Below are 26,666 nucleotides of genomic sequence, written 5' to 3'. Positions count from 1 at the left end.
GGTGGGCCGGGTCAGCAGTTCACGGCGTTGACGGCCAGCCCGCCCTGGGATGTTTCCTTGTATTTACTCTGCATATCAATACCGGTTTGGCGCATGGTCTCGATCACGCTGTCCAGCGGCACAATATGCGCACCATCACCACGCATGGATAAACGGGCGGCATTAATGGCCTTTACCGCCCCCATGGTGTTGCGCTCGATACACGGAACCTGTACCAGTCCGCCGATCGGGTCACAGGTGAGCCCCAGGTTGTGCTCCATGCCAATCTCGGCTGCATTCTCAATCTGCTGATTGCTGCCGCCCTGGACTGCCGCGAGTCCGGCTGATGCCATGGAGCAGGCAACGCCAATCTCGCCCTGGCAGCCCACCTCCGCTGCGGAGATGGAGGCGTTCTTCTTGAACAGCATGCCGATGGCGCCGGCGGTGAGCAGGAACTTAACCACCTGGTCTTTCAGGTCACCGTGCTTCTCAGGCTTATGCACGAAATTGGCATAGTAGGCGATGGCTGCCGGGATTACTCCTGCAGCACCATTGGTGGGGGAGGTTACAATACGGCCGCGGGCTGCGTTTTCCTCGTTGACTGCGAGCGCATAAAGGCTGACCCAGTCGAGGATTACCAGGCCATCCTCGCGCTCTTCCTGGCTCTGCTTGCTCAGTTCCCGGTACATTTCCGCGGCGCGGCGGCGTACTTTCAGCCCGCCGGGCAGCAGGCCATATTGATGGCAGCCCCGCTGGATGGAGGCATCCATCACCTGCCATATTTCCCACAATCCATCCTTGACGGCCTGCTCCGAGCGGAACGCCTTTTCGTTTTCCATCGCCAGCTCGGCAATGGTCCAGTTGTGTTTGTCACAAATGGCCATCAACTCGGCGGCATTGCTGAAATCGTGCGGGAGTAGGGTGGCGATCTGGTCCTTGTGGGCGAAGTCCTCCTCGGAAAGCACGAAGCCGCCACCAATGGAGAAGTAGCTCCGTTCAAACAAGAGTTCACCGGCCGCGTACGCCCGGCAGGTCATGCCGTTGGCGTGTTGTGGCAGGAACTCGTCCTCGTGGAAAACCAGGTCGTGTTCGCGAACGAACCGGATATTGTGGTCATTATTCAGACATAGCTGCTCGTCGCCCTCGATACGAGCCAGCTTCTCATCGATACTGTCCACATCAATGGTATCGGGTGCCTCTCCCAGCAGGCCCATCAGTACCGCCATATCTGTCCCATGCCCGATACCGGTGAGGGCCAGGGAGCCATACAGGTGCACCTGCACCCGGTCTGTGCGGGCCAGCTGGCCCCGCTGATCGAGATCTGACACGAACTGCCGTGCGGCGACCATTGGCCCCACTGTATGGGAGCTGGACGGGCCGATACCGATCTTGAACAGTTCGAAAACGCTGATACTCATTGACTCTGGCGCTCCTGGACTGGCTGGTCTGAAAATACTCGTGTGGCAACTTTGCCGCATCGCGGCGCACATTCAAGGCACTTGCGGTCATTCCACAGAATATCCTCCCGGTATTGTCTTTGACCGAGTTTAAGTGTCTAAATTGCGTCTTTGCGGCACAAGCTACGGTGTATTTGCGACCAGAATGGCGCGTTTGGGCGCGGGGTGACCCTCGATGGTTTGATTCGGGGATTCCGGGTCGAGAAAGTCGGCCAGCGACTCAAAATGCATCCAGTCGGTTCGGCGCTGCTCTCCAAGGCTGGTGGGTGCAACGTCCACGGTCCGGGGATTCACAAAGCCGCTCTTGCGCAGCCAGCTTTCCAGGGTGGCACAGCTGGGCAGGAACCACACATTGCGCATCTTGGCGTAGCGCCCTTCGGGGACCAGGCACTGGCCCAGGTCGCCGTCGATGACCAGCGTTTCCAGCACCAGCTGCCCGCCGGGGCGGAGGGTTTCGCGCAGTTCGCGCAGGTGGGCCATGGGCGAGCGACGGTGGTACAGGACACCCATGGAAAAAGTGGTGTCGAATGCGCGCAGCTGCGGTGGTACTGCCTCGATGCCAATGGGCAGGACATCCACCGGCAGCTCTTCACCCATGTATTTTTTCAGTGCGTAAAACTGGGCGACGAACTTGGCGGATGGATCGATGCCGATAACACGGCGTGCGCCGGCGCCGTACTGCCGCCAGCAGTGATAACCATTGCCGCAGCCCACGTCCAGGACCAGGTGATTTTCCAGCGACTCAAGGTGTGGCAGGACCCTTTCCCATTTCCAGTCCGAGCGCCATTCGGTGTCGATGTGCAGGCCGAAGATTTCCCACGGACCTTTACGCCAGGGGTGCAGCCGGCGTAGTTCGCGCTCCAGGCATTCCAGCTGCTCTGGCGTAGCGTCGCCGGCCTGGCCGATCACCACGTCGTCGACGAACTCGGTGGAATCACAGGGGATATCTGGCAGGCCGTCTAACGCTGCGCGCCAGTCGGGCAGGTCGCCCCAGCGGTGTTCACTCAGGCCGGCAGCGACCTGCTGTGGCAGGTTGGCCAGCCAACCGCGCAGGGCGGGGATATGCTGGAGGCCTTGGTAGAGTTGGGTGTAATCGATCATCGTGGCGCTCAGCCCTCAGTGGGTGCCTTGATGGCAATCATGGAGGCAAAGTTGAAGCACTGGAACCATACGTCAACGCTGCCAAAGCCGACGCCCTTGAGTCGATCGCGGTGGACTGCCAGGGTCTCTGGGATCAGGACGTTTTCCAGTGCCGAGCGCTTCTGAGCCACCTCCAGCTCACTGTAGCCGTTGGCACGCTTGAAGGAGTGGTGCAGGTCGATCATCAGCTCCTGGTGGTCGCGGTCCTCGAAGGCCACTTTTTCTGACAGGATCAGGACACCGCCGGGGCGCAGGCCCTCGAAAATCCTGCGCAGGATTGCTTCCCGCTCCGCGACGGGAATGAACTGCAGGGTGAAATTGAGGACCACCACCGAGGCGTTTTCGATGTCCACGTTCTGCAGGTCATCACAGACCAGCTCCACCGGGATCAGCCCACTGTCAGCTGCCAGCACGGTCCGGGCGCGCTCCACCATGGCCGGTGAATTGTCCACCGCCACGATTTTGCAGTCCGCCGCGGGAATGCGGTGGCGCATGGCCAGGGTGGCAGCGCACAGGGAGCTGCCGAGGTCGTAGCAGCGCGTGCCCGACTGGGCGTAACGCTCCGCCAGTGTGCCGATCATGGCGACGATGGTGGTATAGCCCGGTACCGAACGCTGGATCATGTCCGGGAAGACATCGACCACCGATTGGTCAAAGCGGAAACCCGCGATATCGCCCAGTGGGTTCGCGTAAATACTGTCTTTCTTGCTCATTTGTTTCCGGAAAAGCGGTTGCAGGCACGCCGCGCGACTGGTCGCGCGGCGATATATCCCTTAAAGCTTTTCTTCCTCCAGTCCCAGTGCCAGTCCTGCCTCACGGCCCTGGTTGCCGGTGACCACAGCGGTGCCGGCTTTTTCCGGCCGCAGGTAGGTGGCGGCCACCCGCTGCAGATCCTCGAGTTTTACCTCGGTTACCCGGCGGCGGAACTCTTCGCGCACCTCGTGGGTCCGGCCGTAAAGGGCGGAGTGAAATGCCTTCTTGGCCTCGCCAGACGGGGAGCCGGGTTTGTCGAGTCCGCCTACCACGCCGAGGATCGCTTCCTCCACCTGTGAATCCTGGTGCTTGCCATCGGCCAGCCACTCCAGGGAGGCATCGAAATCCTGCAGGGTTTCGGCCATGCGAGGGTCGCGATAGGAGAAGAACCGGAACACACCCAGGTTGTTGTCATGGCCCGCCCCGCCACCATAGGCGCCCCCCTGTTCGCGGATGGTGCGGTGTAGGAAGCCGTTGCGAAGGAACCCGCCCAGCACCGCCAGCGGAGCCGAGTCGGGGTGGCTCATGGGCACGGTCGCGTAGGCTTTGGAGCAGAAATTGACCTGGCTGTTGGTCAGCCACAGCTCTCCCACCTGGCGGGGATTAAAGTCGCCGTTGATGGTATAACCGCCGCCGGTGGCATCGTTAGCCAGGGTATCCATGGCGCGACTGAAATCCGATAGTTTTTCTTCTTCGCCCACCAGCAGGAACTGGCGTTCTGCGGACAGGATCTTGCCGTGGATTGCCTGCAGCTTTTCCTGCAGGCTTTCCAGCCCGCTATCGTCAAAACTGCGCACCAGGCCCTTGAGGTGACGAAGGCCCAGCAGGCCTCCGGTGGCGTGATTCTCGAATGCGGCCCGGTTGAACCCGGCACTGGCGGCAGCCATGGCCAGGGCGTGGCCGTTGCCCACCACACCCTGCTCACGGCGCGCCAGGGTCTGCTGCATGAGCTCACGGATACGCGGCAGTTCGTCGAAGCGGACCTGCTCCAGCGTGGCATCCATCAGTTCGGTGAGGCCCTCCTGATTGGCGGCCAGCGCCTTTCCGGACAGCACGAAATGCCCGCGCATCTGTTGCAGGTCATCGATCGCGGTGCGGCTGCTGGTAAAACCATGCAAAGCGCCGCAGACCCGCGCCTGCCACTGCTGCACTTCCAGGTAGTCCTTTTCACCGAGCCCGACTTCGCTCAGTACCTGGCAGTAGTACGGCAGCAGCTGTTTTTCCTCTTCGCTGAATTCGGGCAGGGCACAGACCACCTGCTGGTAAACCAGGCCATTGGTGCCAGCGCTGTAACGGGTCAGTTTCTGCCGGCCCAGCTGCAGTTCCTCGCCCTCGACCCGCGGCATTTCTGCGGGAATGTCCTCCACCCCTACCTTGGGAAGGATAGAGGCATCGTCCTCGCGCTCCTGTCGCTCCTGCAGGGCGCTGGCGGTCTGGATGATCTGCTGTTTTTCCCCGTCGCTGAGTGCAGCGCGTATCTCTGCCAGGCGAGCCTTTTCTGCCTGTTCGCGGCGCCCGGCCAGTTCGGTATCGGGGCGCAGGACCAGGCGGACCCGGTGCTGGTTGTCCACCAGCAGCTCCCGTGCCACATCGGCGATAAACCGCGGATTCTTGATCTGTTCGCGCAGTTTCTCCAGGGTCGCGTCAATATTCAGCAAGCCAATGGCATCGCCCCGGTGGGTGGCGCCGGTCAGGGCGGTCATGATCAACTGCAGGCCGTAGGGGAAACCGTCGCCGCCAATTTCCCGCTGTTGCAGTTCCAGTTGGTGCAGGCTGGCGGCGAGCTGTTCATAGGGCACACCGTTTTCCGCCACGTCCCTGAGGACATCCATGACCTGTTGCTCCAGCTCGTCGGCCCGATCCCGCTCGCTGCCCTCGATACCGCAGACGAAGGCCATTTCCCGCTGGGTGTCATCCAGTCCCAGCAGGGGAGAGGGCGACGTGCCCAGGTCGGTGGTTTCCAATAGTTTCATCAGCGGTGACGCGCTGTTGTCAAGCAGCACACCGGCCAGCAGGTGGGCTGTCAGCACCGCCTCGAGGTCGGTGACATCGCCCAGTAGCCAGGCCAGCACGATATGGGTTTTGTCGCTGGCATTGCCAGTGTCGCCCTCGCCGGCCTCGGACTCGCTCAGGGGATAGAACTCCTCCACCGACAGCGGTGCCAGGTAGCGGTCCTCGCGACCAACCTCAATGGTCTTGTTGAGCTTTTCGAACTTGCTCAGGGCTTTCTCCTCAAACGCCGCCTGGTGTTCGGCAGCGGGGATGTCCCCGAATGTCATGAAGGTTGCGTTGCTGGGGTGGTAGTGGGTGCGATAAAAGGCCTGCAGTTGCTCATAGGTGAGCTTGGGGATATCCGCCGGCTCCCCGCCCGAGTTCCAGTGGTAGGTAGTGGTGGGGTACAGGTAGCGGCTGAGGGCCTGCCACAGCTGGGAGGTGACCGAGCTCATGGCGCCTTTCATCTCGTTGTACACCACGCCCTTGTAGACCAGCTCGCTGTCGGGGTTGCCCGGCTCGCTGAACTCCAGCCGGTGACCCTCCTGGGCAAAGTCCAGTGGGTCCAGCTTGGCGAAGAATACCGCGTCCAGGTAGACGTCGAGCAGGTTGTTGAAGTCCTTACGGTTCTGGCTGGCGAACGGGTAGGCAGTCCAGTCGGAACTCGTGAATGCGTTCATGAAGGTGTTGAGGGAACGCCGTATCATCATGAAAAATGGGTCGCGCACCGGATATTTGTCACTACCACAGAGTGCGGTGTGCTCCAGGATGTGGGCGACCCCGGTAGAGTCCTGCGGCACGGTGCGCAGGGCGACAAGGAAGACATTCTCGGCGTTGTCCGCGGCGATATGCAGGTGTTGGGCACCGGTGACCTTGTGCCGGTATTCCTCTACCCTCACGCCGAGGGATTCGATCTCTGCGGTGGTGACCAGTTCGAATGCAGGGTGTGTATTACTCAAAAGGCAGCTCCATAAGGTAACTAGCGGGCCGGTGGCACCGGCTGCGCCGGGCGGACCCGGCAGGGTTTGGACGTTATTCTACCGCCTCGCCGTGCGGGAAAAACAGTGTTGACAAGGGTGCCAGCAGGGCAAAGACTGCGGATACCTGTTCCAGGCTCTGGCGTCCCGGGCAAAGGCCGGGGTTCCGGCAGGATAAATGTAGACGAATACGGAGACAGACGTTGACCTGGTTGGATATTGCCAGTGTGACTGGATTTTTCATTACCTGGGGCGGCTATACGATCTTCGCCCGCAAGAAGGCGAAGGTGTCCTGGTGCCTGGCCTCGTCGATGCAGTGGTACCGGGTGGAATGGATGCTGCGCATGCTCGACCGCGACATGCGGATGCCCGATGCAGCGATTATCGGCAATCTGGAGCGGGTTATCGGTTTCTTTGCCTCCACCAGCATCCTGATCCTGGCCGGCCTGGTAACCGCCCTGAGTGCAAACCAGGCGGCGATCAAGGTCCTGAGTACCCTGCCATTCGCCGAAGAGACCACGGTGCAGCAGTTCGAGCTCAAGATCCTGTTGCTGATCCTGATTTTTATTTTCGCCTTCTTCAACTTTACCTGGTCGTTGCGCCAGTACTCTTTTGCCAACGTGCTGATCGGCGCGGCCCCGCTGCCGGAAGCGGAAGATACCTCCGACCGGGAGCGGCGCCGCTTTGCCATCAGCACAGCCAAGGTGATCGACCAGGCGGGACACAGTTACAACTACGGGCTGCGTTCCTATTATTTCGCCATGTCGGTAATGGGCTGGTTTGTCCATCCGCTGCTGTTCGTGGCCGGCTACCTGGTGGTGGCATTGGTCCTTTTCCTGCGCGAATTCCGTTCACGCACCCTGAGGGCAATACTGGCGGCTGAAGGGAAGGTGCTCGAGCGCACCAGCGAGATTTGAGGGGGAGGGCACTGAAATGGATACCCGGCAGATTCTGCGTGAGTTTGATGCCATTGCGCGGGCGCGCGGCTGGCAATGCCTGCATTCACCGAAGAACCTCGCCATGGCCCTGGCGGTGGAAGTGTCCGAACTCGGGCGGCACCTGCAATGGCGCAGTGACGGTGATATCGAAGACCTGCTCGCGACCGGCGAAGGCCCGGAAAAGGCCGAACTGGCGTCGGAGCTGGCGGACATCCAGATGTACCTGCTGAAGCTGGCAGCGGTGATGGATATCGACCTGGAGGCTGCTGTTGCGGGAAAGATCGTTCACAACCGCAAGCGTTTTCTGGCCGCTGGTACGGGCGGGGACGGCTGACGGGCGATGGCAGACCGGAATTTCGACGACCTGGCGGAGCGTTTCCGCAAGCGTATCTACGGCGGCCTCAAGGGCGACATCCGCCTGGCGGTGTTAAACCGGGACCTGCAGCCGGTGCTGGACGGGGGGGCCGGGCTGCGCGTGCTGGATGCTGGTGGCGGACAGGGACAGTTTGCACTGGACCTGGCGCAGGCCGGGCATAGCGTCACAATCGCGGATATTTCCGCAAAGATGCTGGCGCAGGCGCGGGAGCTGGCCGCCAGTCGCCACCTGGAGGAACGGGTATCTTTTGTACACGCGCCACTGCAGTCGCTGGGGGCTGAGCCGGCGCATGGCGCGGTTGACCTGGTACTGTGCCACGCGGTGCTGGAATGGCTGGACCGGCCACGGGAGGCTGTTTTCCAGTTGGCCCAACTCTTGCGGCCCGGCGGCCATCTTTCCCTGACCTTCTACAACCGGCGGGCACTGGAATTTCGCCTGTTGCAGCGGGGCAGCTTCCGCCAGCTGGACCGCAATGTCGCCAGCGGTTACTGGGGCGGCCATCCTGGGAGCCTGACGCCGGATAACCCGCTGTGCACCGAGTGGGTGCAGGACTGGCTGTTGCAGGCGGGGCTGGCAGTGACGGCACACAGCGGTATCCGTTGTTTCAACGATTTCATGACCCCCTCAATCCGCGACAAGCTGCCCGCCAGCGCGGTAGTGGAGAAAGAGCTGGCATTTTCCCGGCGGGATCCCTACAGGCAACTGGCCCGTTACGTACACCTGCTGTGTCGGCGGGTTGACTGAACCACGGCGTGCCTCCCGACCAGGCGGACTGGCCTGTGAGCGTGGGGGCAGGGCTCAGAGCTGTTGCAGCAGCAGTTCCTTGGCTGCGTTGATGCGGGAGGCCAGGTAGTCGTTGCCACCGCGGTCCGGGTGCATTTTCTGGATCAGGCGGCGGTGGGCGGCGAGGATTTCCTCGCGGGTCGCGCCCTGGCGGACATCGAGAATCCGGCGGGCTTCCTCCACCGTAAGCGGGCTCTCTCCGGTATCCTGATTCGGTCCCTGCTGCGAGTCACGGCCTGCCTGCTGCTGGCGGGCCTGCGCATGGCGTGCGAGCAGCGGGGCGAGCCACGGCAGGTGCCGGCCCAGCCAGCCCAGGGTCCGCCCCAGTACCGGCAGCACCAGCGCCACGGCGGCCCCCACCCAGTGCAGGCGGCCGGTGACGGCCAGGAGTACTGCCGCCAGCGCCACGGCCACCAGCGTCCACTGGAGCAGTAGTTTACGGCGCTGGCGCGGCGGGCTGGCGGTGAATTTCTGCCATGCAATCCAGGCAAAGATGCCGAGCGCAATCAGCAGGATCAGTCTGGCCACAGGGTGTTCCTTTCTAAATAACCCGGGCCTCGAGATTATCAGATGTCGACGCGCATGCCGACCGCAATCACATCAGCAGCGAACGCTGCCCCCAGCGAGTTACTGTCATCGATAGTATTTTCCGTATACAGCTTTACGCGGTCGCTCCAGCGGTATTGGAAGCCGATAAAATACTTTTTAAGCTCGTACAGGTCTTCTTCGATGAGGCCCTCCTCGAAGCCGGGGTCATCGGAGCGCAGGATATTGTGGCCGAAGTAAAACGAGTAGCAGTCCTTGAGGCCCCAGGTGTAGGTAAAGATGGACTCACTGCCCTCGGCATCAAAGAAGTTGGTAATGCCCCGTGTCGAGCCCTCCGGGGCCAACTCATTGTTCTGCGAGCGCTGTGCCACCACCGCACCGTAGAAGCCTTGCTGGTAGGGCCCTTTGCCGTATTTGATGCCGGCGATCAGTGCCCAGGAGTTGCTGCTGGCAGTGATGTCGAAATCGGAGTCGATCAGGATCGGGTTGGCGGGATCGGTGATATCGAAAACGCGGCCGCGGGTGGACTCAATATCCACCTTCACCCGGTTGTAGGCTGTGCCAATCGTGAGACCGTCGCCGATATCGGCCGTGTATCTCAGGGAAATCGAATGCCCCAGCCCAAATTCGCAGTCCCCGGCCGGGCACTCCAGCAGCAGATCCTCACCGATCGCATCCTCCACCCTGATATCCAGGTTGGAGCTATGGGCCTGGTACTGCAAGCCGATTTCCATTTCCCCGCCCAGGCCGGCCCAGCTCTTGTGCCAGGTGATGGCACCATCGGCGCGGCCAGTGCCGAGGATGCCACCGTCACTGCCCAGGGAGAATGCACCGCTGGCCAGGCCGCCGGAAATCTCGTACCAGTCGGTAAAGCCTGCCACGTCGTAATAGACGGCCCACTGCTTGCCGGCAACGAAATCCCCCCAGTGCTCGTGCTTGGCGAACACATGGCCCTGGCGGATAAACAGTGAGCGGCCCCGCTCTCCAAGGGATGCCTGCTGGTTACCAGCGATGATCACCGGTTGCCCGGAAGAGATGGCATTGATGCCCCACTCCGCGTTGAAGCCGACGTTCCAGTCCTTATAGGCCGATGTATTCAGGCCCAGACGCACCCGGTTAAATCCATCATCCAGGAACGTGTCCCCATTGGCATTAATCTGGTTTGCGCTGAAATACCCGGAAATAAACAAGGTGACCTCGTCTGATTCGTAAACCGGGACTGCCTTGGCCAGGCTTGCGCCGAGCAGGACCATGCCGGCAATGCCGGTTGCGATATGCTTATGCATGCTGAATCCACGATATCCTTGTGGTTATTGGCAATGCCTTGCACTGCGATTCGTCATTGAAAAATAGCCCAGTGAGCTGAAACCACAGTGCTAAATAGTTAAACTGGCGCCCAACTGACGGCTACTACCTTGTTTTGGTTGAGCGAACTGAACTCAGGAGCTGACAAAACCGTGAATGGCACGCAAAACGATTCCCGTCGCCTGTTCGGCCTGACGGTACGCAAGAACGCTCACCCGGATATGCGCCGCCTGCGCCGGGAGGCGGGTGACCCCACCTTGCACGGCAACAAGTTCTGGAAGAGTTCCTGTCTCACCATGGACTACCTCAAGCGTCATCCGCTCAGGAAGGGAGCACGGGTACTGGACCTGGGCTGCGGCTGGGGACTGGGCGGTATTTTCTGCGCAAAGGAATTTTCTGCCGACGTGACTGGTCTGGATGCGGATCCCAGCGTATTCCCTTTCGTGGACTATCATGCAGAGCTGAACGGAGTGACCGTGAAAACATGGCGTTGCCGCTACGAACGGGTGACCGAGAGAGACCTTTCACGATTTGATGCGGTCATAGGGACCGATATCTGCTTCTGGGACAAGCTGGAAGCGCCACTCTTCAACCTGACCCGCAGGGCGCTGCGGGCTGGTGTAGAGCAGGTTGTGCTCGCGGACCCGGGCCGATCGCCTTTCCGGCGACTGGCGGAGCGGGCCGAGCAAAAGCTGGGGGCGGAATACCGGGAGTGGGAGGTCAGGCGGCCAATGAAGGCCAGCGGCTGCATACTGGTCGCCGGTGCAACCGGGTCTTAAGTGTTTTCAGGGCCTCAGATGGTCCAGAGAGGTGGAGAGACGATGCAATACGACAAGTTCAAGATGCCCTGTGCAGACCAGATCCTGCCGGGCCGCAAGGAGCCCATGGACATTACCGGGATCCACTTTGTTAACGATCACCCCATGAAGGGACCCTTCCCGGAGGGCATGCAACAGGCCATTTTCGGCATGGGGTGCTTTTGGGGGGCCGAGCGCCTGTTCTGGGAAATCGACGGCGTATACGTCACGGCTGCCGGCTATGCGGATGGCTGTACCGAGAACCCGAATTACCAGGAAGTCTGCAGCGGCCGCACCGGCCATGCGGAAGTGGTGCTGGTGGTGTTTGACCCAGGCAAGGTGAGTTATGGGCACCTGCTCAAGCGCTTCTGGGAAGAGCACGACCCCACCCAGGGCATGCGCCAGGGCAATGACCTTGGCACCCAGTACCGTTCCTGTATTTTCTGTTTTGACGAGGCCCAGCTGGAGCAGGCGAAGAAATCGAAAGAAAAGTTCCAGGCGGCCCTGGAAGACAAGGGGTATGAAGAAATCACCACAGAAATCGCCATGGCGCCGGAATTCTATTATGCCGAGGAGGATCACCAGCAGTATCTGGCCAAGAATCCGGAAGGTTATTGCGGGCTGGCCGGCACCGGTGCCTGCCTTATCCGCTGACGGGCGTGCCCCCTGACATCAGTTTGCCCATTGCGGCCGGCCCAGGGGCCGGCCGCTTTTTGTTCAGGGGTTCGTCAGTTGGCCTGCTGTGATGCCGGGTGCAGGAGGTGGGCGCACCAGTCGCTCCAGCTGCCAGGATACAGGCGCGCGTCGTCGCGGCCGATCAGGTGCAGGGATAGCAGGTTGACGCAGGCAGTGACGCCGGAACCACAGTAGCAGATCAATGGTTCATCAGAGCGGACGTCCTGCCAGTGCTCCCGCAACGCCGCTACCGGTTTCAGCTTGCCCCCGGGTTCAGTGACCATCTGCCAGGGCTTGTTGATGGCAGAGGGGATGTGCCCGGCCACCGGGTCGATAGGTTCTTCGATACCGGCGAATCGCGCCGGTTCCCGGGCATCCACCAGTTGCCAGTCGGGATTGGCCAGGCCCGAGTAAATTTCCCAGTGGTCGGCAACAGCACCGGGGTTTGGGCTGGGGGCAAAGCTGCCATAGGGCACAGTCTGCGCCTGGCCGCTCTCAACGGGCAGGCCGGCATCGCGCCACGCAGTGAACCCGCCGTTCAATACAGATACCCGCTTGAGGCCAAAAAAACGCAACAGCCACCAGGCGCGTGCGGCGAAGGCGAGCCGCTGGTCGTCGTAGATCACTACATGTGAGTCGGGATTGATACCCAGCCTGCGTGCCACTGGAGTGAACTGATCTACCGATGGCAGGGGATGACGACCGCCGTAGCGCTCGGTGGGGCCGGAAAGGTCCCGGTGCAGGCTGGCGTACTGGGCGCGGGGGATATGGGACTGCGCAAAGCAGGCCTCGCCGGCGTCTGGCTGGCCGAGGTCGTAGCGGCAGTCGAGGACGACCAGCTCGGGATCCTTGAGCTGGTCCAGCAGTTCGGCAACTTCAATAACAGCCTGGGTATTCATTGTCCGTAACATCTTTGTGTTGTTATACACATAAAAACTACGGACAAACGGCCGCCATGTCCAGCTCCATGTCACGGCCCGCCGGTCCGGCCAGCGCGGGCACCTTGCCGCGAAACTATTGCTTTTGCGTGGGCAGAAGGGCCTGCTCGGCGAAGGCCGCTTTCCGGGGCGCTATTCCCTCAATCCCCGACCAGGTTCATATTGAATTTGTACTTGAAGGAGAGCTGCAGGCGCCAGTCTTCAGACCGGAAGTCATCGCGAGCCTCCCGATCGGCCCAGATCAGTTCAGGCCCAAGGATGACGCTGTCCACCGGGTGGTACAGGAGGTTGATTGATGCGTATTCACCCTGTTCGTAGGCCCGTTCCAGCTGGCCATCGGAATTGTTGATGTCCAGGCCCGACCAGCCAACGCTCGTGGTCCAGTGGTCGTTCCAGTCAATGTCCAGGTATGCCATCAGTCCCAGCATCGGCAGTGGCTCACCGGTGAGCGGCGTTCTCGGGTTGTCAAAGTTTTCAACCACACCGATGTCAGCGGGCGCATCATTCATATAGCTCTGTACGCCTTCTCCGTATGTGGCGCTCAGGTTGAGCTCGGTGTAATCCATCTCGATACTGGCGGAGAAGTTGATTCCCCAGCCAGTCACATCACCATCCAGGTCAAATTCACTGCCCGGTGAATTCTGCCATTCGATACGGCGGGCGAGGGCGGCCATCTGGAAGTGTCCCCAGTGGGTTGCCTGGCGATACTGGGCGGTTATGTCCGGTAGCCGGAAATGGCCCACAACCCCCTCGAGTTCGATAAATTCGTCGTAGTCACTTTCGTCGCGGGTGGCACCGGGCCGCTCCAGCGCCACGGCAAAATGCGAATCACCGTCTTTCCAGGGGGTCCAGCGAAGCTGGACATTGCGGAAAAAGGGAATCCCGTTGGGCCCCCACTTTTCCACCACGTTGGGGAATATGCTGGAATCCATAAACAGAGTCCAGGTCTGGCCGGCGCCAAGCTGGCAGAATTCGGCCCAGCCATGACGGAAGCGAAAGGTGGTCTCACCGACATTGCTGCCGGAACCGAAGAGCTCGTACTCAAACCAGGTGTTAACCTCACCGCAGCGGGTCTGCCAGTTCCCCTTGAAGCCCATTCGAGTCTGACGGACGCTGGCATAGAAGTTTCCGTCGGGGGGGAATTCACCCTCGAATGCGGGCAGTTTGGTGGGCCGCATGACATCGAACCAGTTGTCAGCGGTCTGGTTCTTCTCGTACCCCATGTCCAGCTGGATAGTGGTATAAAGGTTGAGTTTTGGCTTGCTGAACAGCTCCCCATCGCCTTGAGCCGATGCGACTGGTGCTATGGAGCACGCAAGTGCGAGGGGGATGGCAGGGCTCAGTGGCAGTTTGTCCCGGCGGGAGGCGGCGCCAGATTGTAGAGTTCTCATGAATCTTCCGTGGTGATTGCCGGGGCTGGACCGGGGGCCATTCCCGGCCCCGGGCGGATCGAGGAAGCCCGGGGTTAGCGGGCCGTTAGCGGTTGCAGCTGGTATTGCCTTTCACTGTTTCACGTTTTTCTTTTCCCACGCGCGCACCTTGCGTCGCCCTTCATTGAAAATACGCTCGTAATTGCCCTTGGTAATCTTTTCTTTCGCTTCCGCTGTGAGCTTGTCCCAGACCGGTTTGTACATCTCATAGACTGCCTTCTGGGCTTCTATGGATTCCGGTGCCACTACATCGGAGCCGAACAGGAAACGGTCGGGGTACTTGTTCAGGAGGTCAGCTGTCTTCTGTGCCGCTTCCGGTGTTTCCGTGGCGTACTTGGCCACCTCATCCCATGAGATGTCTATGTTCACGTGTTTCATTTTGGGGTTTGTAACAATCTTTTCCGCGATAGCGAGCTGGTCCTTGATGGGCCTGACTACACGACCCAGCCCCATGTGAGCCCAGATAATGGTGGTCTCCGGGTGTCGCTCAAAAAGGGCCTTTAACTGCTTGAGGGCAAAGGGTTCCTTGCCCGGCTTGGGGAAGGGGGTATTGATATCGTTGTGGAGGATGACCACCAGGCCGGTTTCGCCGGCGAAATCGAAAATGCGGTCGAGCGCCGGATCGGTGAGGCTGGCGGTATCACCCGCGACCTTGGAGGACACAAATTCCTTGTGGATGGTGAATTCGCCGATCCCGGAGAAGACTCCCGGGTAGGTTTCCAGCACACGGCGGATATGGTCGACTGCGTACATATCTGCGGGGTTGAACCCCGTGATCATGGGGTCGAGCCGGGCTTGCTCCGCATCCGACAGGCTGTTGTAGGCTTCGGCAATATGGGCGTCGGTGAAGGAGTAGTAATACAGTGGCGAATCCGATTCAAGATAATAAGTCGGCGCCGATTCACCGGTATTTTCGTATGACCAGGTTTGCTGCAGGGGGATACCGAACAGGGTGGAACGCCCGACAGTGTCGCCCATTATTTTCAGGTAGTCGTCTATATCTGTGCCTTTCTGTACATAGTTTGTCAGGTGAAAGTGAGAGTCATTGAAGAGCGCGTTGTCCGGAACGTTATCGTCCTGTCCCTGGGCGCCAGTGGATAGCAGTGTCGACAGGCAAAGTGCGATCCAGCCCCCCACCGGCTGCTTGCGAAGGAAGGAGGCTCCGGCAAACCGGTTGCCATATGAAAGACGCGCCATGTGAAATGCTCCGATACAGTTGCAGAAACCGGGGACTGTGCAGGGAGTCGTGCCCTGACAGGAAGTCAGGTTCAGTCTAGAGGGCTGGCGCGCAAGGGCGTGGCATCAACCGTCAACTTCGACGCAATCGCACGGCGGGGACGGAGACGGGCAAGTGCAGTGGGTTTGCGTGGAAAGGGGTGAAAGCGGCGAAAGGGGTGAAAGCGGCGAAAGGGGTGAAAGGGGCGAGCGTCGCGGAAACGACGCTGCCCGGCGAGGACTACTGGGCGGGGGAGGCTTGTGGTGGCTCGCTGCCCGCCGGGTTGCGGCTCCCGGCTGTGTCGCCCTCACTCCCCGCATTTGCGGAGCCATCTGCCGTTTCCGCCTGGGGCGATACGGGAGTCGTGCTGCCCCCGTCGTCCGCGGCAGCCTCTTGTGCTTGCCGATTATCCTGGCTCGCGGCAATTTCCTCGCGGCGGCACTCGGCCAGCCCCTCTTTCACATCCGTGTCGGGGTTGTCGAGGAATCGGGCGGCGGCGTTCTCGGCACAGTTGCTGGCGGAGATGACGTCGTGGGAGAGTTTGGGGAACAGCAGCCACTGGTGGTTAGGCAGTTTCTGCCGTGCCCTGTCCGCGTCAGCGGCATCGAGAACCGGGTCCAGGGCGCCGTGGAGCACCAGGGTCGGCAGTGGCGTCCGGATCGGGCGGGCTTCCTCGAGCGGTGCTGAGGGAATGGCCCAGATGCGGCACTGCACCTGCAGCAGGTCGATATCCGCGCGCACGGCCCCCCCCAGGATTCCCGATTGCGCCGCCGCCGCCCTGGCCTTGTCGAAATCCACGAACGGTGCCTCTTCATGGCAGAAATGGCTGACCCCGGCCGCATCCCCGAAGTAGGGATCGAGAAGGATATTCATGAAGTTGCCGATGGCTTCCTGCACCGGTACCTCGTTGCCGTTTTCCAGCCCCTCGATCACCTGCGGTAACCGGGGGTAGAAGTTTTCGTTGTACAGGGCCTGGAACAGCACGCGCAGTAGCCGCTGCCCGGTAAGGACGAAGGGATATTCCTCTTCGGAGTAGAGATGCTTGATGTCAATCGTTCGCGGGGTTTCGTCCAGGGTCTGTACCAGGTTTTCGAGCCGGCGTTGCAGGTCGGGGTAACGGCTGTTGCAGAGCTTGTCCTCGCGGCAGAAGTCGAGTCCCCGCTGGTAGGCGTCCAGGGTATCGTCGGGTAGCTGCTGCGTGTACTTGATCTCCGGGAACACTGCACTGTTCAGCACCAGCGCGCGGACTGACTGCGGGAAGTCCCGCGCCATGGTGAGCGCATAGCGGGAAGCATATGAGACGCCATACAGGTTGAGTTTCTCCAGTCCCAGCTGCTGGCGTAGGGCGTCTATATCGCGGGCAATATTGGCGCTGTGGTACTGGGCCAGGTCGGCGGTCTCGCTCAGGCGGCTGTAACACCGCTCCATGCTGAAGGTAAATACGCGCGCTTCCTCATCCCGGGAGAGCCGACGCTGGAAGGCGGTCTGTGCGTCGTCAATGAACTCGTCGCAGGTGAGGCGGGGGCGGGCCATGCCGGTGCCGCGCGGATCGATTACGATCAGGTCGCGACCGTCATCCACGGTCATTTCGGCGTAGTTGATCCACAGCCACTCGGAGGCATTTTCCGGCTCCAGTCCCAGGCTGGCCCCTGGCCCACCTGCGCCCAGGTGGAGCAGGGGGGTCTTGTCCGGGTCGGGTTCAAAGGCAACAAAGCGCACCACCGGGAACTGTATGCGCCGACCCGAGGGCTCGGAATAATCCTCCGGTACCTCCATCATATAGCATTGCGCCAGCGGCCAGTCGTCGCCGGTTTCAAACCAGCATGGCTTGGGGGCCAGGCTGGTGGGTTCCTCCTCGACCGCCGCGGTGCGCGGGTCGCGGTCACATGCCCAGAGCAGTGTGCATGTCAGCAGGGCCAGGGCGACCCTGGCAATACGGGAATCAGTCAAGCTTTGTTACCTGTGTCTGCGGACCAGCCATTACTGGTCGGTCGCGGTCAATGGTTGCCAAACCGCGCAATCGGTGCGCTCAGGTTCCAGCGTAGGGCGGCCAGGCGGATACCCAGGGTCACCAGCACGGCGATGGCCACTACTGCCTCACCGGGCAGTTTACCGCTCGCGTCAAGCAAAACCAGCGTGGCGGCCCCTGACAGGGCTGCAGTGGCATAGATCTCGCGGCGTAGCAAGAGGGGAATGTCGCCGGCCAGGATATCCCGGATCAGCCCACCGAAGGTGCCGGTCATGACGCCCATGACGATGGCAATAGCAGGGCTGTGGCCGAGGTCGAGCCCTTTTTGGGTGCCGATTACCACGAATACAGCCAGGCCCATGGCATCGGCAACCTTCAGTAGCCGCATGGGCACCTGCAGGTAGCGGATGAGGTAGAAGCTGATTACGCCGGTACCCGCCGCCAGCCACAGGTAATGGCTGGCCTGTAGCCAGAAGACCGGGATGTTGAGAATCATATCGCGGGTGGTGCCGCCGCCGGTAGCGGTTACACAGGCGAGTACCACGGCGCCGAACAGGTCCATCTGCTTGTGGCCGGCGGCCAGGACGCCGGTAAAGGCAAATACCACGATGCCTATGAGATCGAACCAGTGCAGCAGGTGTTCCATCGGAAAGGGCCTGTCTTGAAGTTTCGCCTGCAGGCCGCGGGTGCGACCTGCAGGCGAATCATACAGGCATCAGAAGAAGGCTTGCAGCCCGGTCTGGGCCCGCCCCAGGATCAGCGCATGGACGTCGTGGGTACCCTCGTAGGTGTTGACGGCCTCGAGGTTCATGACATGGCGGATCACGTGGAATTCGTCGGCAATACCGTTACCACCGTGCATGTCCCGGGACACCCGGGCAATATCCAGTGCCTTGCCGCAGTTGTTGCGCTTGACCAGCGAGATCATGGTGGGATCGAAGTCCTTGCTCTCATCCATGATGCGGCCCACGCGCAGGGAAGCCTGCAGGCCCAGGGCGATCTCGGTCTGCATGTCGGCCAGCTTCTTCTGGAACAGCTGGGTCTGCGCCAGAGGACGGTTGAACTGCTTGCGGTCCAGGCCGTACTGGCGCGCAGCATGCCAGCAGAATTCCGCCGAGCCCATGGCACCCCAGGAGATACCGTAGCGGGCGCGGTTGAGGCAGCCGAAGGGGCCACGCAGGCCGCCGATATCGGGGAATTTGTTCTCTTCCGGCACGAACACGTTATCCATCACGATCTCACCGGTGATGGACGCGCGCAGGGAGAACTTGCCCTCAATCTTGGGAGCGCTCAGGCCCTCCATGCCTTTTTCCAGCACGAAGCCGCGAATCACATCGTCGTCATCCTTGGCCCACACCACGAATACATCGGCGATGGGGCTGTTGGTGATCCACATCTTGGATCCGCTCAGGCGGTAGCCGCCATCGACTTTTTTAGCGCGGGTCTTCATTCCGCCCGGGTCGGAACCGGCGTCCGGTTCGGTGAGTCCGAAGCAGCCCACCCACTCACCGGTGGCCAGTTTGGGCAGGTATTTCTCTTTCTGGGCTTCGCTGCCGTACGCCGAGATCGGATACATCACCAGGCTGGACTGTACGCTCATGGCGGAGCGGTAGCCGGAATCCACGCGCTCCACTTCCCGCGCCACCAGGCCGTAGGAAACGTAGTTGAGGCCCGCGCAGCCATAGCCTTCGATGGTGGAGCCCAGCAGGCCCAGTTCACCCATCTCGCTCATGATGTCGCGATCAAACACCTCGTGGCGGTTGGCCTCGAGAATCCGCGGCATCAGCTGCGTCTGGCAGTATTCGCGTGCGGTATCGCGCACCATGCGCTCTTCATCGGTGAGCTGGCGGTCCAGGAGCAGGATATCGTCCCAGTGGGCGAGTGGTTGCTGTTTGCTCATTATTCGTCTCGTTTACCTTCACTGTCGTTTGCTTCCGGGCCTGGCCCGGGCATTGCTGCTTGCATGGTAATCAGTTGCACCATAATTGCCACGGTCGGGTGCTTTCCGGCCGGGGCCATCTCCGCTGGAATTTGTGATCACTTTCCAGGTGGGTGCCATGATACCGGAGTCCTGCGCGCAGGGCACTCCCCGGAGTGCCAGAAAAGGGCTGGAGTCACCCTGCAAGCGTAAACAAGCGCAAATACGCTTCTTCTGGCACGGGGCTCGCCGATTATTTGCGCAACAATTTTTCAACTTTCAGCCAGATAGCACACTTGGAAGCCATTTTTTGTCTGTTTTGCGAACACTGGTACTGATACTGCCGCTGTTGACTGCCTGTGCCGCCCGGCCACTGCCGCAGGCGACGCTGGGGCTACCGGACGCTTTTTCCCTCTCGGGCGAGGCGGACCCGGGGTTGCGCTGGTGGCGAAACTTCCAGGACCCGCAGATGGACCTACTGGTCACCCGCGCATTCAGCGATAGCCCGGACCTGCGCGCGGCGCTGTGGCGGCTGGAGCAGGCCGGAGCGGTGGCCCGCGGCGCGCGGTCCGGTTTCTGGCCACGCTTGACCGGGAACCTGGACCACACCGAGCAGCGGCGCTCCGACCGCGGCGACTTCGATTTTTCCGGTGGTGAGAACGAGGGCGGCAGCTGGAGTGGCCGCCTGGCTGCCAGCTATGAAATAGACCTGTGGGGCAGGGTCCGCGGGGGAGCGCTCGCGGCCGAGGCGGCGCGGCTGGCGCAGGAGGATAGCCTGCAGGCGGCCGCCCTCAGCCTGGCATCCGAGGTGGCCGCAACCTGGCTGCAACTGCGTGAGCAGTGGGGCCAGCGGGACCTGCTGGCCCAGCAGCTGGACACTAACCGCAAAACCCTGCGTGTGCTGGAACTCCGCTTTGGTGGGGGTATCAGTGCCGCGGCAGACGTGTTGCAGCAACGACAGCTGGTGGAGCAGTCCCGGCAGGAATTCGATACCGCGAAGTTCAATATCGTGGCATTGAAAGTCCAGTTGGCGACGCTGCTCGGGGTGAACTCCGGGGAACTCGAAGCAATGATCCAGCCTGCAGCCGGACTGCCAGCATTGCCGGCGCTGCCGGATACCGGAGTGCCCGCGCGCCTGTTATTGCGCCGGCCCGACGTGCAGCAGGCCCAGCGCAATCTCCTGCAGGGGCACTACCTGGTGGAGCAGGCCTGGGCCGAGCGGCTGCCGGTGATCAGCCTTGCGGCGATCTATAGTGGTGGCGGGCCTTCTATCAGTGATATCGCCAGGGACTGGTTGCTGACGCTGACGGCTGCGGCAGAGGGCGTGATATTCGACGGCGGCCAGCTGTCCTCTGAGCAGCAGCGGCAGGAGGCCGTGGAGCAGGAGCGCTGGTCCCTCTATCGTTCCGCCGTGCTCGACGCCCTGGCGGAGGTGGAGCAGGCGCTGGTGCAGGAGCAGGCCGTACGCGTGCGGCTGGAACACCTGCGGGAGCGGGCGGCGTTGTCGGACCTGATCGTCGAGCGGCAGCGGCGGGCCTACAGCCGCGGGACGGTGGATTTTCTCAATGTGCTGGCCGCCACCAATGACCAACAGGGCCTGGCGCGGCAACTGCTTACCGCACGACGCGAACTGATTGAGAACCGGGTAACGCTGTACCGGGCACTTTCCGGCGGTATACCCGGCGAGGACCTGCCCCAGGCACGGCCGGTGGAGCTGGAGTTGTACCGGGAGGGGGAACCCTGATGGCGAAGAGCCTCAACTGGAATTTTGCATTGCCCGTGGGGCTGCTGGTCGGCGCAGTGCTGGTCTCCAGCTGGTTCCTGCGGGAAAAGCCCACCATGAGCCGCGGGGCCGTCGCGTCGCCGGCGCCCACGGTGGATGTGGCTGTGGCGGAGCGTGCGCGCTTCCCGGTTACCGTAGAGGCGCTGGGCCGGGTGCAGGCCCGGGAAATGGTGGAGTTACAGCCTCAGGTGGAAGGGCGGATCGACTGGCTCGACTATGATCTGGGCCAGGGCTCAACCCTGGAGGGAAACCAGTTGCTTGCCCGCATCGAAACCGAGCCATACCAGCTGGCGTTACAAACGGCCCGCAGCACCCTGGCGGAGCGGCGCGCGGAGTTACAGCAGGAACAGGGGCAGCGCCAGGTTGCACGGGAAGAGTATGAGTTGCTGGGAAGCTCCCTGCCGGAGGCGGACCGGGCGCTGGTGCTGCGGGAACCGCAGCTAGCAGCGGCCCGGGCGCGGGTCGATGCCGCCGAGGCCCAGCTGCGGCTGGCGGAGCGAGACCTGCGCCTGACCGAGATTCGTGCTCCGTTTAATGCCCTGCTGGTGCGTCGCTCGGTGGACGTTGGGGACCGGGTGGCGCCGGGTACCGTCCTTTATGAGTTGGCCGGCGCCGACCGGTTCCACATCGAGGTTGAGGTCCCGGCCAGCCAACTGACACGACTGCGCAGCGAGGGCGTGGACGTGCGGGTACAGGGTAGTCAGTGGCCGGCAAATTACTTTCGTGAGGGTCGATTTGTGCGACTGATCCCGGTGTTGGAAGAGCAGGGCCGCCTGGCCCGGATACTGGTGGAAGTGCAGGATCCCCTGTCGATCGAGAATCCCGGTGAACCGCAGTTGTTGCTGAATGACCTGGCGCGGGTGCGTGTTGTCAGCCCGGCCTCCCGGGAGAGGGTACGGGTCCCCATTGCCGCGGTACAGGATGGCGACACCGTATGGGTGGTGGAAGAGGGCAGGATCCGCATCCAGCCGGTCGAGGTGGCCTACCTGAGCGGTAATTTCGCAGTGCTGGATGCGGGGTTGGGAGGCGGAGAGGCATTGGTGACCACGCGCCTCAACACCGTGACTGACGGTATGAAAGTCAGGGTGAAGCCGTCGGGTGCCAGCGGGCGGCAGGGCGACGGGCCAGCGGACCCCGGTTTAATCAATGGCAATGGCGCTCGTTCGGAAGCAAGTGGCAGGAGTGGTCGCCGGGAGGGGCGGGGCGTGGCTCCCGCCGGGCCGGTCAGGGGTGGGGCGTGCGCGGGTGAGTGAGCCGGCAACAGAAAACAGTACGCGCCGCCCAGTGGTAAATACCCGTGGCGGGGCCATCGCGTGGATGGCGCACAATCACGTCACTGCCAACCTGCTGATGCTGGTACTGATCATTGGTGGGCTGGCGTTTTCGATGATCGTGAAAAAAGAGGTCTTCCCGGATTTCAGCCTGGATATCGTGACGGTGCAGATATCCTATCCCGGCGCCAGCCCCGAAGAGGTTGAGCGCGGGGTACTGGTGGCAGCCGAACAGGCGGTCCAGGGCATCGCGGGAATACGGGAAATGCGCGGCAGCGCCAATGAAGGCAGCGCCTCGCTCACGCTCGAGCTCGACGAGGATGCGGATGGCAGCAAGGTCTACCAGGATATCCAGCAGGCGATAGATCGTGTCACCACATTTCCCGGTGATATAGAGCGGCCCCGGGTAAGCCTGGCGGATCGTCAGCGGGATGTGCTGGACCTGGTGGTACACGGCAATATCGACGTGCGCTCCCTGCGTGCCATCACCATGCAGGTTTACGAGGAGCTGGAGGGTCACCCGGGCATCACCATGCTGGAAACCTATGGCGTGCGGGACTTTGAGGTGGCGGTGGAAGTCCGGCGCGAGGACCTGCGCCGTTACGGCCTGTCATTGCCGGCAGTGGCGGCCCTGGTGCGCGATGCGGCGGTCGACGTGCCCGCAGGAGGGGTGAAGACCGAGGCCGGTGAGGTCCTGGTGCGTGTCACCGAGCGCCGGGACTGGGCGCGGGAGTTTGGTGAAATAGTGGTGGTGCAGGGCGCTGGCGGCGGAACCGTCCGGCTCAAGGATATCGCCACCGTACGGGACGCACTGGTTGATGAGCCTCGCAACATGACCTTCAACGGCGAGCCGGCGATGGGTATCGATGTGTTCCGGGTCGGCGCCCAGACTCCCATGAGCGTCAGCGAGGCAACCCACGAGGTTCTGGCCCGGGTGCGCGGCACATTGCCGGAGGGGGTAGCCATCAGCGTGCGCGATGACGATTCGCAGATATTCCGCGAACGATTGTCGCTACTGATGAAGAACGGTTTTATCGGCCTGCTGCTGGTGTTCCTGGTGCTGGGAGCCTTCCTGGAATTGCGGCTGGCCTTCTGGGTCACCCTCGGTATTCCCACCAGCTTCCTCGGTGCGTTGCTGTTTCTGCCGGCGATGGATATTTCCATCAATATGGTCAGCATGTTCGCGTTCATCATCGCGCTGGGCATTGTCGTGGATGATGCGATCATTGCGGGCGAGAACATCCATGAGTGGCGAAGGCTTGGTTACAGTAACCTGGAAGCGGCCATCGCCGGCGCGCGCCAGGTGGCCATCCCGCTGACATTCGCCATTCTCACTAATATTGTCGCCTTTATCCCCCTGATGCACCTGCCGGGGTTTATGGGCAAGATCTTCGGGATCATCCCCCTGGTCGTGGGCTCGGTGTTCGTTATTTCCTGGGTGGAAGCCCTGTTTATCCTGCCGTCGCACCTGGCCTATTCACGGCGCGGTTATCGCAGCGACCGCGCGCGCCGCTTCGCCGCGCGCCAGAAAATGATCGCCCGCAGCCTTGACCGGTTTGTCGAGCGGCGCTTCAGGCCGTTCCTGGACCTGTGTATCCGCCATCGGTACACGACCATCGCGGTGGCGCTGGCAACATTGGTGATCGTGGCCGGCTATGCGGCCAGTGGACGCATGGGCTTTACCTTGATGCCGCGGGTTGAGAGGGACTCCGGACGGGTGCAGATCACTTTTCCCGCGGGCACGGCGGAGCAGCAACTCGAGCTCGCCCGCACCCAGATCATTGATGCCGCCAACCGCGTACTGGATGAGGTGGGACGGGAGGATGTTTTCCTGGGCATGCGTGGCCTGATCCAGGGAAGTGACGTGCAAGTGGACGTGTATTTCGTCCCCGCCGACCAGCGTCCGTTTACCACCGGTGAGTTCGTGCGCAAGTGGCGGCGTGCAGTTGGGCCGGTGGCCGGGGCACTGAGCTCGCGATTTGCCGCGGACCGCGGGGGGCCCGGTTCCGGTCCGGCATTGACAGTCGAGCTGCGCCATACGGATACCCGCACCCTCGAGGAGGTTGCCCTGCGGCTGGCGTCCGCGCTGGAGGACTTCCCGAGCGTCAGTGACATTGATCCGGGCATTTCCCTCGGCAAGCAGCAACTGGACCTTACCCTGACAGACACGGCGAAAAGCCTGGGGCTCACCGCGGAGGAGATAGGCCGGCAGTTGCGCGCCTCGATTTACGGCGCTGAGGCAATACGCCAGCAGCGCGGCCGGGATCAGGTCAAGGTAATGGTGCGACTGCCGGAGGGGCAGCGCGGCACGCTGGAAGACGTTTCCAGTATCATGATCCGGGCGGGTGACAGCCTGTGGTTGCCGCTGCCGGACCTGGTGGCGGTCGATAAGGGCCGCGCCTATGCGGGCATCAATCGCCGTGAGGGCCGCAGGGTGATGACCGTGACCGCTAATGTGGAGCCCGCCGACCAGGCGGCCCTGGTAATCAACGAGCTGAATGCCTCCCTGGTACCGCAATTGCGGGCCGAATACGCCGGCCTGGGGATTTCCTATGAGGGGCGCCAGGCTGAGGAGCGGGAGGGGCTCTCGTCCCTGGGCCTGACTTTTTCCCTCACCATGGCGGCGCTCTACCTGTTGCTGGCGATCCCGCTGAAGAGTTACATTCAGCCACTGACGGTGATGGTGGCGATCCCGTTTGGCGTAATCGGCGCTGTGCTGGGGCACCTGGTGATGGGCTACGGGCTCAGTATGGTGAGCATGCTGGGGATGGTGGCGCTTGCGGGGGTGGTGATCAACGACACCCTGGTGATGATCGAGTACGGTAATCGCCTGCGTGAGCAGGGCGAGGATGTCACCGAGGCGATCAAGCGGGCGGCGGCGCGGCGCTTCAGGCCAATTATCCTCACTACGGTAACCACCTTCTGCGGCCTGATGCCGATGATTTTTGAAACCTCGGTGCAGGCGCGTTTTATGATTCCCATGGCGATTTCCCTGGGCTACGGCATTCTTGCCGCCACCACCATCTCGCTCTTGCTGGTGCCCTGCCTTTACCTGATGTTTGCGCGGGATATCCCGTCGCTGTTCGGCCTGCTGTGCAATGGGCGGCGTTCCCGTGCCAGGGTGTCCCGGGAGTAGCGGGCCGGCATTCTCCGGGCGCACTGTACCCCGTCAGTCCCGGCGCAGGTGGTCCTTGATGGCAATCGGGTTGGGAAAGTTCATCACCACGATGTAGGACGATACCAGGAAGGTAATGATGGCGGTGGCCTGGATCAGGTGCGAGGCGGCACTGCCGATCAACTGTTGCCCCACCGCCAGGAACGCAATCAGCAACGAAAACTCACTGATCTGCCCCAACCGGAAACCCACATCCCAGGACAACACGTTCTGCTCACTCTGGTTGCCCAGCAGGTAGCGGAACACCACCGGTTTCACTGCCAGTACCGCTGCAGCTGTCACCAGTGCGGGAAGGGCGATCTCGGGCACCATGGCGAGATTGAACTGTGCCCCAAGGCTGAAGAAAAACAGGATCAGGAAGAAATCCCGCAGGGGTTTCAGGCTCAGGGCGATGTACTGCGAAATGGGACTGGTCGCCAGGGTAATTCCGGCAATAAAGGCGCCGATTTCCCGTGAGAGACCCGCAACTTCAGCCATTTCCGCCATCCCCATACACCAGCCCAACGCAATCAGGAATACATATTCATGGAAGCGATCGAAGCGGGTCAGCAGGGGTAGCAGCACATATTTCACTACTGCCCAGGCAGCGACCACCAGCAGGGGCAGGGCGGCGAAGGACAGGCCCAGGCGCGCGATATCCACCTCACCGGTGCTGCCGCTCAACAGGATCATCAGGCAGGCGATGGCCACAAAATCCTGGAACAGCAGCAGCCCCACCATGATTTCGCCCAGGTGCTTGTGATGCAGCACTGTGGTGGGCAGCAACTTGATACCGATGATGGTGCTGGAGAACATCATCGCCATGCCGATCACCCAGGATTCGACCCTGGTAAACCCGAACAGCTGGCCGATGGCGAAGCCCATTCCCAGAAACAGGGCGCAGCTGATCAGGCCCACGAACGTGGCCTTGCGCATGACCGACACCAGTGCCCGGGGCTGCATATCCAGTCCCAGCAGGAATAGCAGGAAGATAATGCCGATGGTGGACATATCGGCCAGCAATTGAACATTGCTCACGACGCCGACACCTGAGGGACCCAGCAGTACGCCCAGCGCAATATAGGCAACCAGCAATGGCTGGCGCCCGTAGAGTGCCAGGGTGGCAATCAGCGCGGCGCCGCTGAATATCAGAAAAAAAGACTGGAAGAGGGAGGTTTCCGCCACTGTCGCTCCTTGTGTCGCTGTCCCGTCCGGGGCCTGTCCCCCGGACATTATCCACGGATGCCGGTGCAGCGGGAACCACCGGGT

21 protein-coding genes are annotated in these 26,666 nt (G+C 61.7%); 8 read left to right on the top strand and 13 right to left on the bottom strand.

Annotation, left to right across the window (positions count from 1 at the left end; translation table 11 throughout):
* Nucleotides 1-11: 11 nt before the first annotated feature.
* The 4 genes from LVD11_RS04685 to LVD11_RS04670 form a co-directional block, all read right to left on the bottom strand.
* Entirely contained in the window at nucleotides 12-1,397 is a 1,386-nt protein-coding gene (locus LVD11_RS04685; protein WP_237056826.1) for an L-serine ammonia-lyase, read from the bottom strand.
* 162 nt (nucleotides 1,398-1,559) lie between these two features.
* The gene (gene cmoB, locus LVD11_RS04680) at nucleotides 1,560-2,537 is read right to left on the bottom strand and encodes a tRNA 5-methoxyuridine(34)/uridine 5-oxyacetic acid(34) synthase CmoB (protein WP_237056823.1); all 978 of its coding nucleotides are present in this window, start codon (nucleotides 2,535-2,537) and stop codon (nucleotides 1,560-1,562) included.
* 8 nt (nucleotides 2,538-2,545) lie between these two features.
* Nucleotides 2,546-3,289, bottom strand: a complete 744-nt coding sequence (gene cmoA, locus LVD11_RS04675; RefSeq protein WP_237056813.1) for a carboxy-S-adenosyl-L-methionine synthase CmoA — start codon at nucleotides 3,287-3,289, stop codon at nucleotides 2,546-2,548.
* Nucleotides 3,290-3,349: 60 nt separating this feature from the next.
* Nucleotides 3,350-6,280, bottom strand: a complete 2,931-nt coding sequence (locus LVD11_RS04670) for an insulinase family protein (protein WP_237056811.1) — start codon at nucleotides 6,278-6,280, stop codon at nucleotides 3,350-3,352.
* A gap of 221 nt (nucleotides 6,281-6,501) precedes the next feature.
* Between LVD11_RS04670 and LVD11_RS04665 the strand changes: the two genes are divergently transcribed.
* The 3 genes from LVD11_RS04665 to LVD11_RS04655 are packed head-to-tail and all read left to right on the top strand — an operon-like array spanning nucleotide 6,502 to nucleotide 8,356.
* Nucleotides 6,502-7,215 carry a DUF599 domain-containing protein gene (locus LVD11_RS04665; RefSeq protein ID WP_237056810.1) on the top strand — a complete coding sequence of 238 codons (714 nt, stop codon included), beginning with the start codon at nucleotides 6,502-6,504 and terminating at the stop codon, nucleotides 7,213-7,215.
* Between the two features lie 16 nt (nucleotides 7,216-7,231).
* Entirely contained in the window at nucleotides 7,232-7,570 is a 339-nt protein-coding gene (locus LVD11_RS04660) for a nucleotide pyrophosphohydrolase (protein WP_237056808.1), read from the top strand.
* Between the two features lie 6 nt (nucleotides 7,571-7,576).
* A complete protein-coding gene (locus LVD11_RS04655; RefSeq protein ID WP_237056806.1) occupies nucleotides 7,577-8,356 on the top strand; it encodes a methyltransferase domain-containing protein in 780 nt (259 codons plus the stop codon).
* A gap of 54 nt (nucleotides 8,357-8,410) precedes the next feature.
* Here LVD11_RS04655 and LVD11_RS04650 read toward each other — a convergent pair whose 3' ends face one another.
* A complete protein-coding gene (locus tag LVD11_RS04650) occupies nucleotides 8,411-8,923 on the bottom strand; it encodes a J domain-containing protein (protein WP_237056804.1) in 513 nt (170 codons plus the stop codon).
* 38 nt (nucleotides 8,924-8,961) lie between these two features.
* Nucleotides 8,962-10,227 carry a porin gene (locus LVD11_RS04645; protein WP_237056802.1) on the bottom strand — a complete coding sequence of 422 codons (1,266 nt, stop codon included), beginning with the start codon at nucleotides 10,225-10,227 and terminating at the stop codon, nucleotides 8,962-8,964.
* Between the two features lie 171 nt (nucleotides 10,228-10,398).
* On the opposite strand from LVD11_RS04645, the gene LVD11_RS04640 reads away from it, so the two are divergent.
* Together LVD11_RS04640 and msrA are read left to right on the top strand one after the other, a co-directional pair.
* On the top strand, nucleotides 10,399-11,025 hold the full coding sequence (locus LVD11_RS04640; RefSeq protein WP_237056794.1) for a class I SAM-dependent methyltransferase: 627 nt from the start codon (nucleotides 10,399-10,401) through the stop codon (nucleotides 11,023-11,025).
* A 42-nt stretch (nucleotides 11,026-11,067) separates the two neighbouring features.
* A complete protein-coding gene (gene msrA, locus LVD11_RS04635) occupies nucleotides 11,068-11,697 on the top strand; it encodes a peptide-methionine (S)-S-oxide reductase MsrA (protein ID WP_237056793.1) in 630 nt (209 codons plus the stop codon).
* A gap of 74 nt (nucleotides 11,698-11,771) precedes the next feature.
* Here the strand turns inward: msrA and LVD11_RS04630 are convergent, their stop codons facing one another.
* The 6 genes from LVD11_RS04630 to LVD11_RS04605 form a co-directional block, all read right to left on the bottom strand.
* Entirely contained in the window at nucleotides 11,772-12,617 is an 846-nt protein-coding gene (locus tag LVD11_RS04630) for a sulfurtransferase (RefSeq protein WP_237056791.1), read from the bottom strand.
* A 179-nt stretch (nucleotides 12,618-12,796) separates the two neighbouring features.
* Entirely contained in the window at nucleotides 12,797-14,047 is a 1,251-nt protein-coding gene (locus tag LVD11_RS04625; protein ID WP_237056789.1) for a DcaP family trimeric outer membrane transporter, read from the bottom strand.
* Nucleotides 14,048-14,158: 111 nt separating this feature from the next.
* Nucleotides 14,159-15,283, bottom strand: a complete 1,125-nt coding sequence (locus LVD11_RS04620) for an amidohydrolase family protein (protein WP_237056786.1) — start codon at nucleotides 15,281-15,283, stop codon at nucleotides 14,159-14,161.
* Nucleotides 15,284-15,542: 259 nt separating this feature from the next.
* The gene (locus tag LVD11_RS04615) at nucleotides 15,543-17,252 is read right to left on the bottom strand and encodes an alpha/beta fold hydrolase (protein WP_237056784.1); all 1,710 of its coding nucleotides are present in this window, start codon (nucleotides 17,250-17,252) and stop codon (nucleotides 15,543-15,545) included.
* A gap of 47 nt (nucleotides 17,253-17,299) precedes the next feature.
* Nucleotides 17,300-17,917, bottom strand: coding sequence for a trimeric intracellular cation channel family protein (locus LVD11_RS04610; protein ID WP_237056782.1), 618 nt, complete (start codon nucleotides 17,915-17,917; stop codon nucleotides 17,300-17,302).
* A 69-nt stretch (nucleotides 17,918-17,986) separates the two neighbouring features.
* Nucleotides 17,987-19,171 (bottom strand): acyl-CoA dehydrogenase, encoded by a 1,185-nt coding sequence (locus tag LVD11_RS04605; RefSeq protein WP_237056780.1) that lies wholly within the window; start codon nucleotides 19,169-19,171, stop codon nucleotides 17,987-17,989.
* Nucleotides 19,172-19,499: 328 nt separating this feature from the next.
* On the opposite strand from LVD11_RS04605, the gene LVD11_RS04600 reads away from it, so the two are divergent.
* Genes LVD11_RS04600 through LVD11_RS04590 form a run of 3 tightly spaced genes read left to right on the top strand, consistent with a single transcriptional unit; the run spans nucleotide 19,500 to nucleotide 25,379 of the window.
* On the top strand, nucleotides 19,500-20,933 hold the full coding sequence (locus LVD11_RS04600) for an efflux transporter outer membrane subunit (protein ID WP_237056778.1): 1,434 nt from the start codon (nucleotides 19,500-19,502) through the stop codon (nucleotides 20,931-20,933).
* Entirely contained in the window at nucleotides 20,933-22,225 is a 1,293-nt protein-coding gene (locus LVD11_RS04595; protein WP_237056776.1) for an efflux RND transporter periplasmic adaptor subunit, read from the top strand. Before LVD11_RS04600 ends, LVD11_RS04595 begins: the two co-directional genes overlap by 1 nt.
* A gap of 31 nt (nucleotides 22,226-22,256) precedes the next feature.
* Nucleotides 22,257-25,379 carry an efflux RND transporter permease subunit gene (locus tag LVD11_RS04590; protein ID WP_237056774.1) on the top strand — a complete coding sequence of 1,041 codons (3,123 nt, stop codon included), beginning with the start codon at nucleotides 22,257-22,259 and terminating at the stop codon, nucleotides 25,377-25,379.
* A 33-nt stretch (nucleotides 25,380-25,412) separates the two neighbouring features.
* On the opposite strand, the gene LVD11_RS04585 is transcribed toward LVD11_RS04590, so the two are convergent.
* The gene (locus LVD11_RS04585) at nucleotides 25,413-26,582 is read right to left on the bottom strand and encodes a cation:proton antiporter domain-containing protein (RefSeq protein WP_237056771.1); all 1,170 of its coding nucleotides are present in this window, start codon (nucleotides 26,580-26,582) and stop codon (nucleotides 25,413-25,415) included.
* Nucleotides 26,583-26,666 lie beyond the last annotated feature (84 nt).

The sequence above is a fragment of the Microbulbifer sediminum genome (genome assembly GCF_021729035.1).
Taxonomy (GTDB): domain Bacteria; phylum Pseudomonadota; class Gammaproteobacteria; order Pseudomonadales; family Cellvibrionaceae; genus Microbulbifer; species Microbulbifer sediminum.
The sequence above is the reverse complement of the archived record's forward strand: the minus strand, read 5'-3'. Positions and strand labels throughout refer to the sequence as shown.

Bases quoted from the DNA above. Each gene is read 5' to 3' on its own strand.
- LVD11_RS04605 (WP_237056780.1), bottom strand. From the start codon at position 19,171: ATGAGCAAACAGCAACCACTCGCCCACTGGGACGATATCCTGCTCCTG.
- LVD11_RS04645 (WP_237056802.1), bottom strand. From the start codon at position 10,227: ATGCATAAGCATATCGCAACCGGCATTGCCGGCATGGTCCTGCTCGGC.
- LVD11_RS04595 (WP_237056776.1), top strand. From the start codon at position 20,933: ATGGCGAAGAGCCTCAACTGGAATTTTGCATTGCCCGTGGGGCTGCTG.
- LVD11_RS04630 (WP_237056791.1), bottom strand. From the start codon at position 12,617: ATGAATACCCAGGCTGTTATTGAAGTTGCCGAACTGCTGGACCAGCTC.
- LVD11_RS04620 (WP_237056786.1), bottom strand. From the start codon at position 15,283: ATGGCGCGTCTTTCATATGGCAACCGGTTTGCCGGAGCCTCCTTCCTT.
- cmoA (WP_237056813.1), bottom strand. From the start codon at position 3,289: ATGAGCAAGAAAGACAGTATTTACGCGAACCCACTGGGCGATATCGCG.
- LVD11_RS04660 (WP_237056808.1), top strand. From the start codon at position 7,232: ATGGATACCCGGCAGATTCTGCGTGAGTTTGATGCCATTGCGCGGGCG.
- LVD11_RS04685 (WP_237056826.1), bottom strand. From the start codon at position 1,397: ATGAGTATCAGCGTTTTCGAACTGTTCAAGATCGGTATCGGCCCGTCC.
- LVD11_RS04610 (WP_237056782.1), bottom strand. From the start codon at position 17,917: ATGGAACACCTGCTGCACTGGTTCGATCTCATAGGCATCGTGGTATTT.
- msrA (WP_237056793.1), top strand. From the start codon at position 11,068: ATGCAATACGACAAGTTCAAGATGCCCTGTGCAGACCAGATCCTGCCG.
- LVD11_RS04625 (WP_237056789.1), bottom strand. From the start codon at position 14,047: ATGAGAACTCTACAATCTGGCGCCGCCTCCCGCCGGGACAAACTGCCA.
- cmoB (WP_237056823.1), bottom strand. From the start codon at position 2,537: ATGATCGATTACACCCAACTCTACCAAGGCCTCCAGCATATCCCCGCC.
- LVD11_RS04655 (WP_237056806.1), top strand. From the start codon at position 7,577: ATGGCAGACCGGAATTTCGACGACCTGGCGGAGCGTTTCCGCAAGCGT.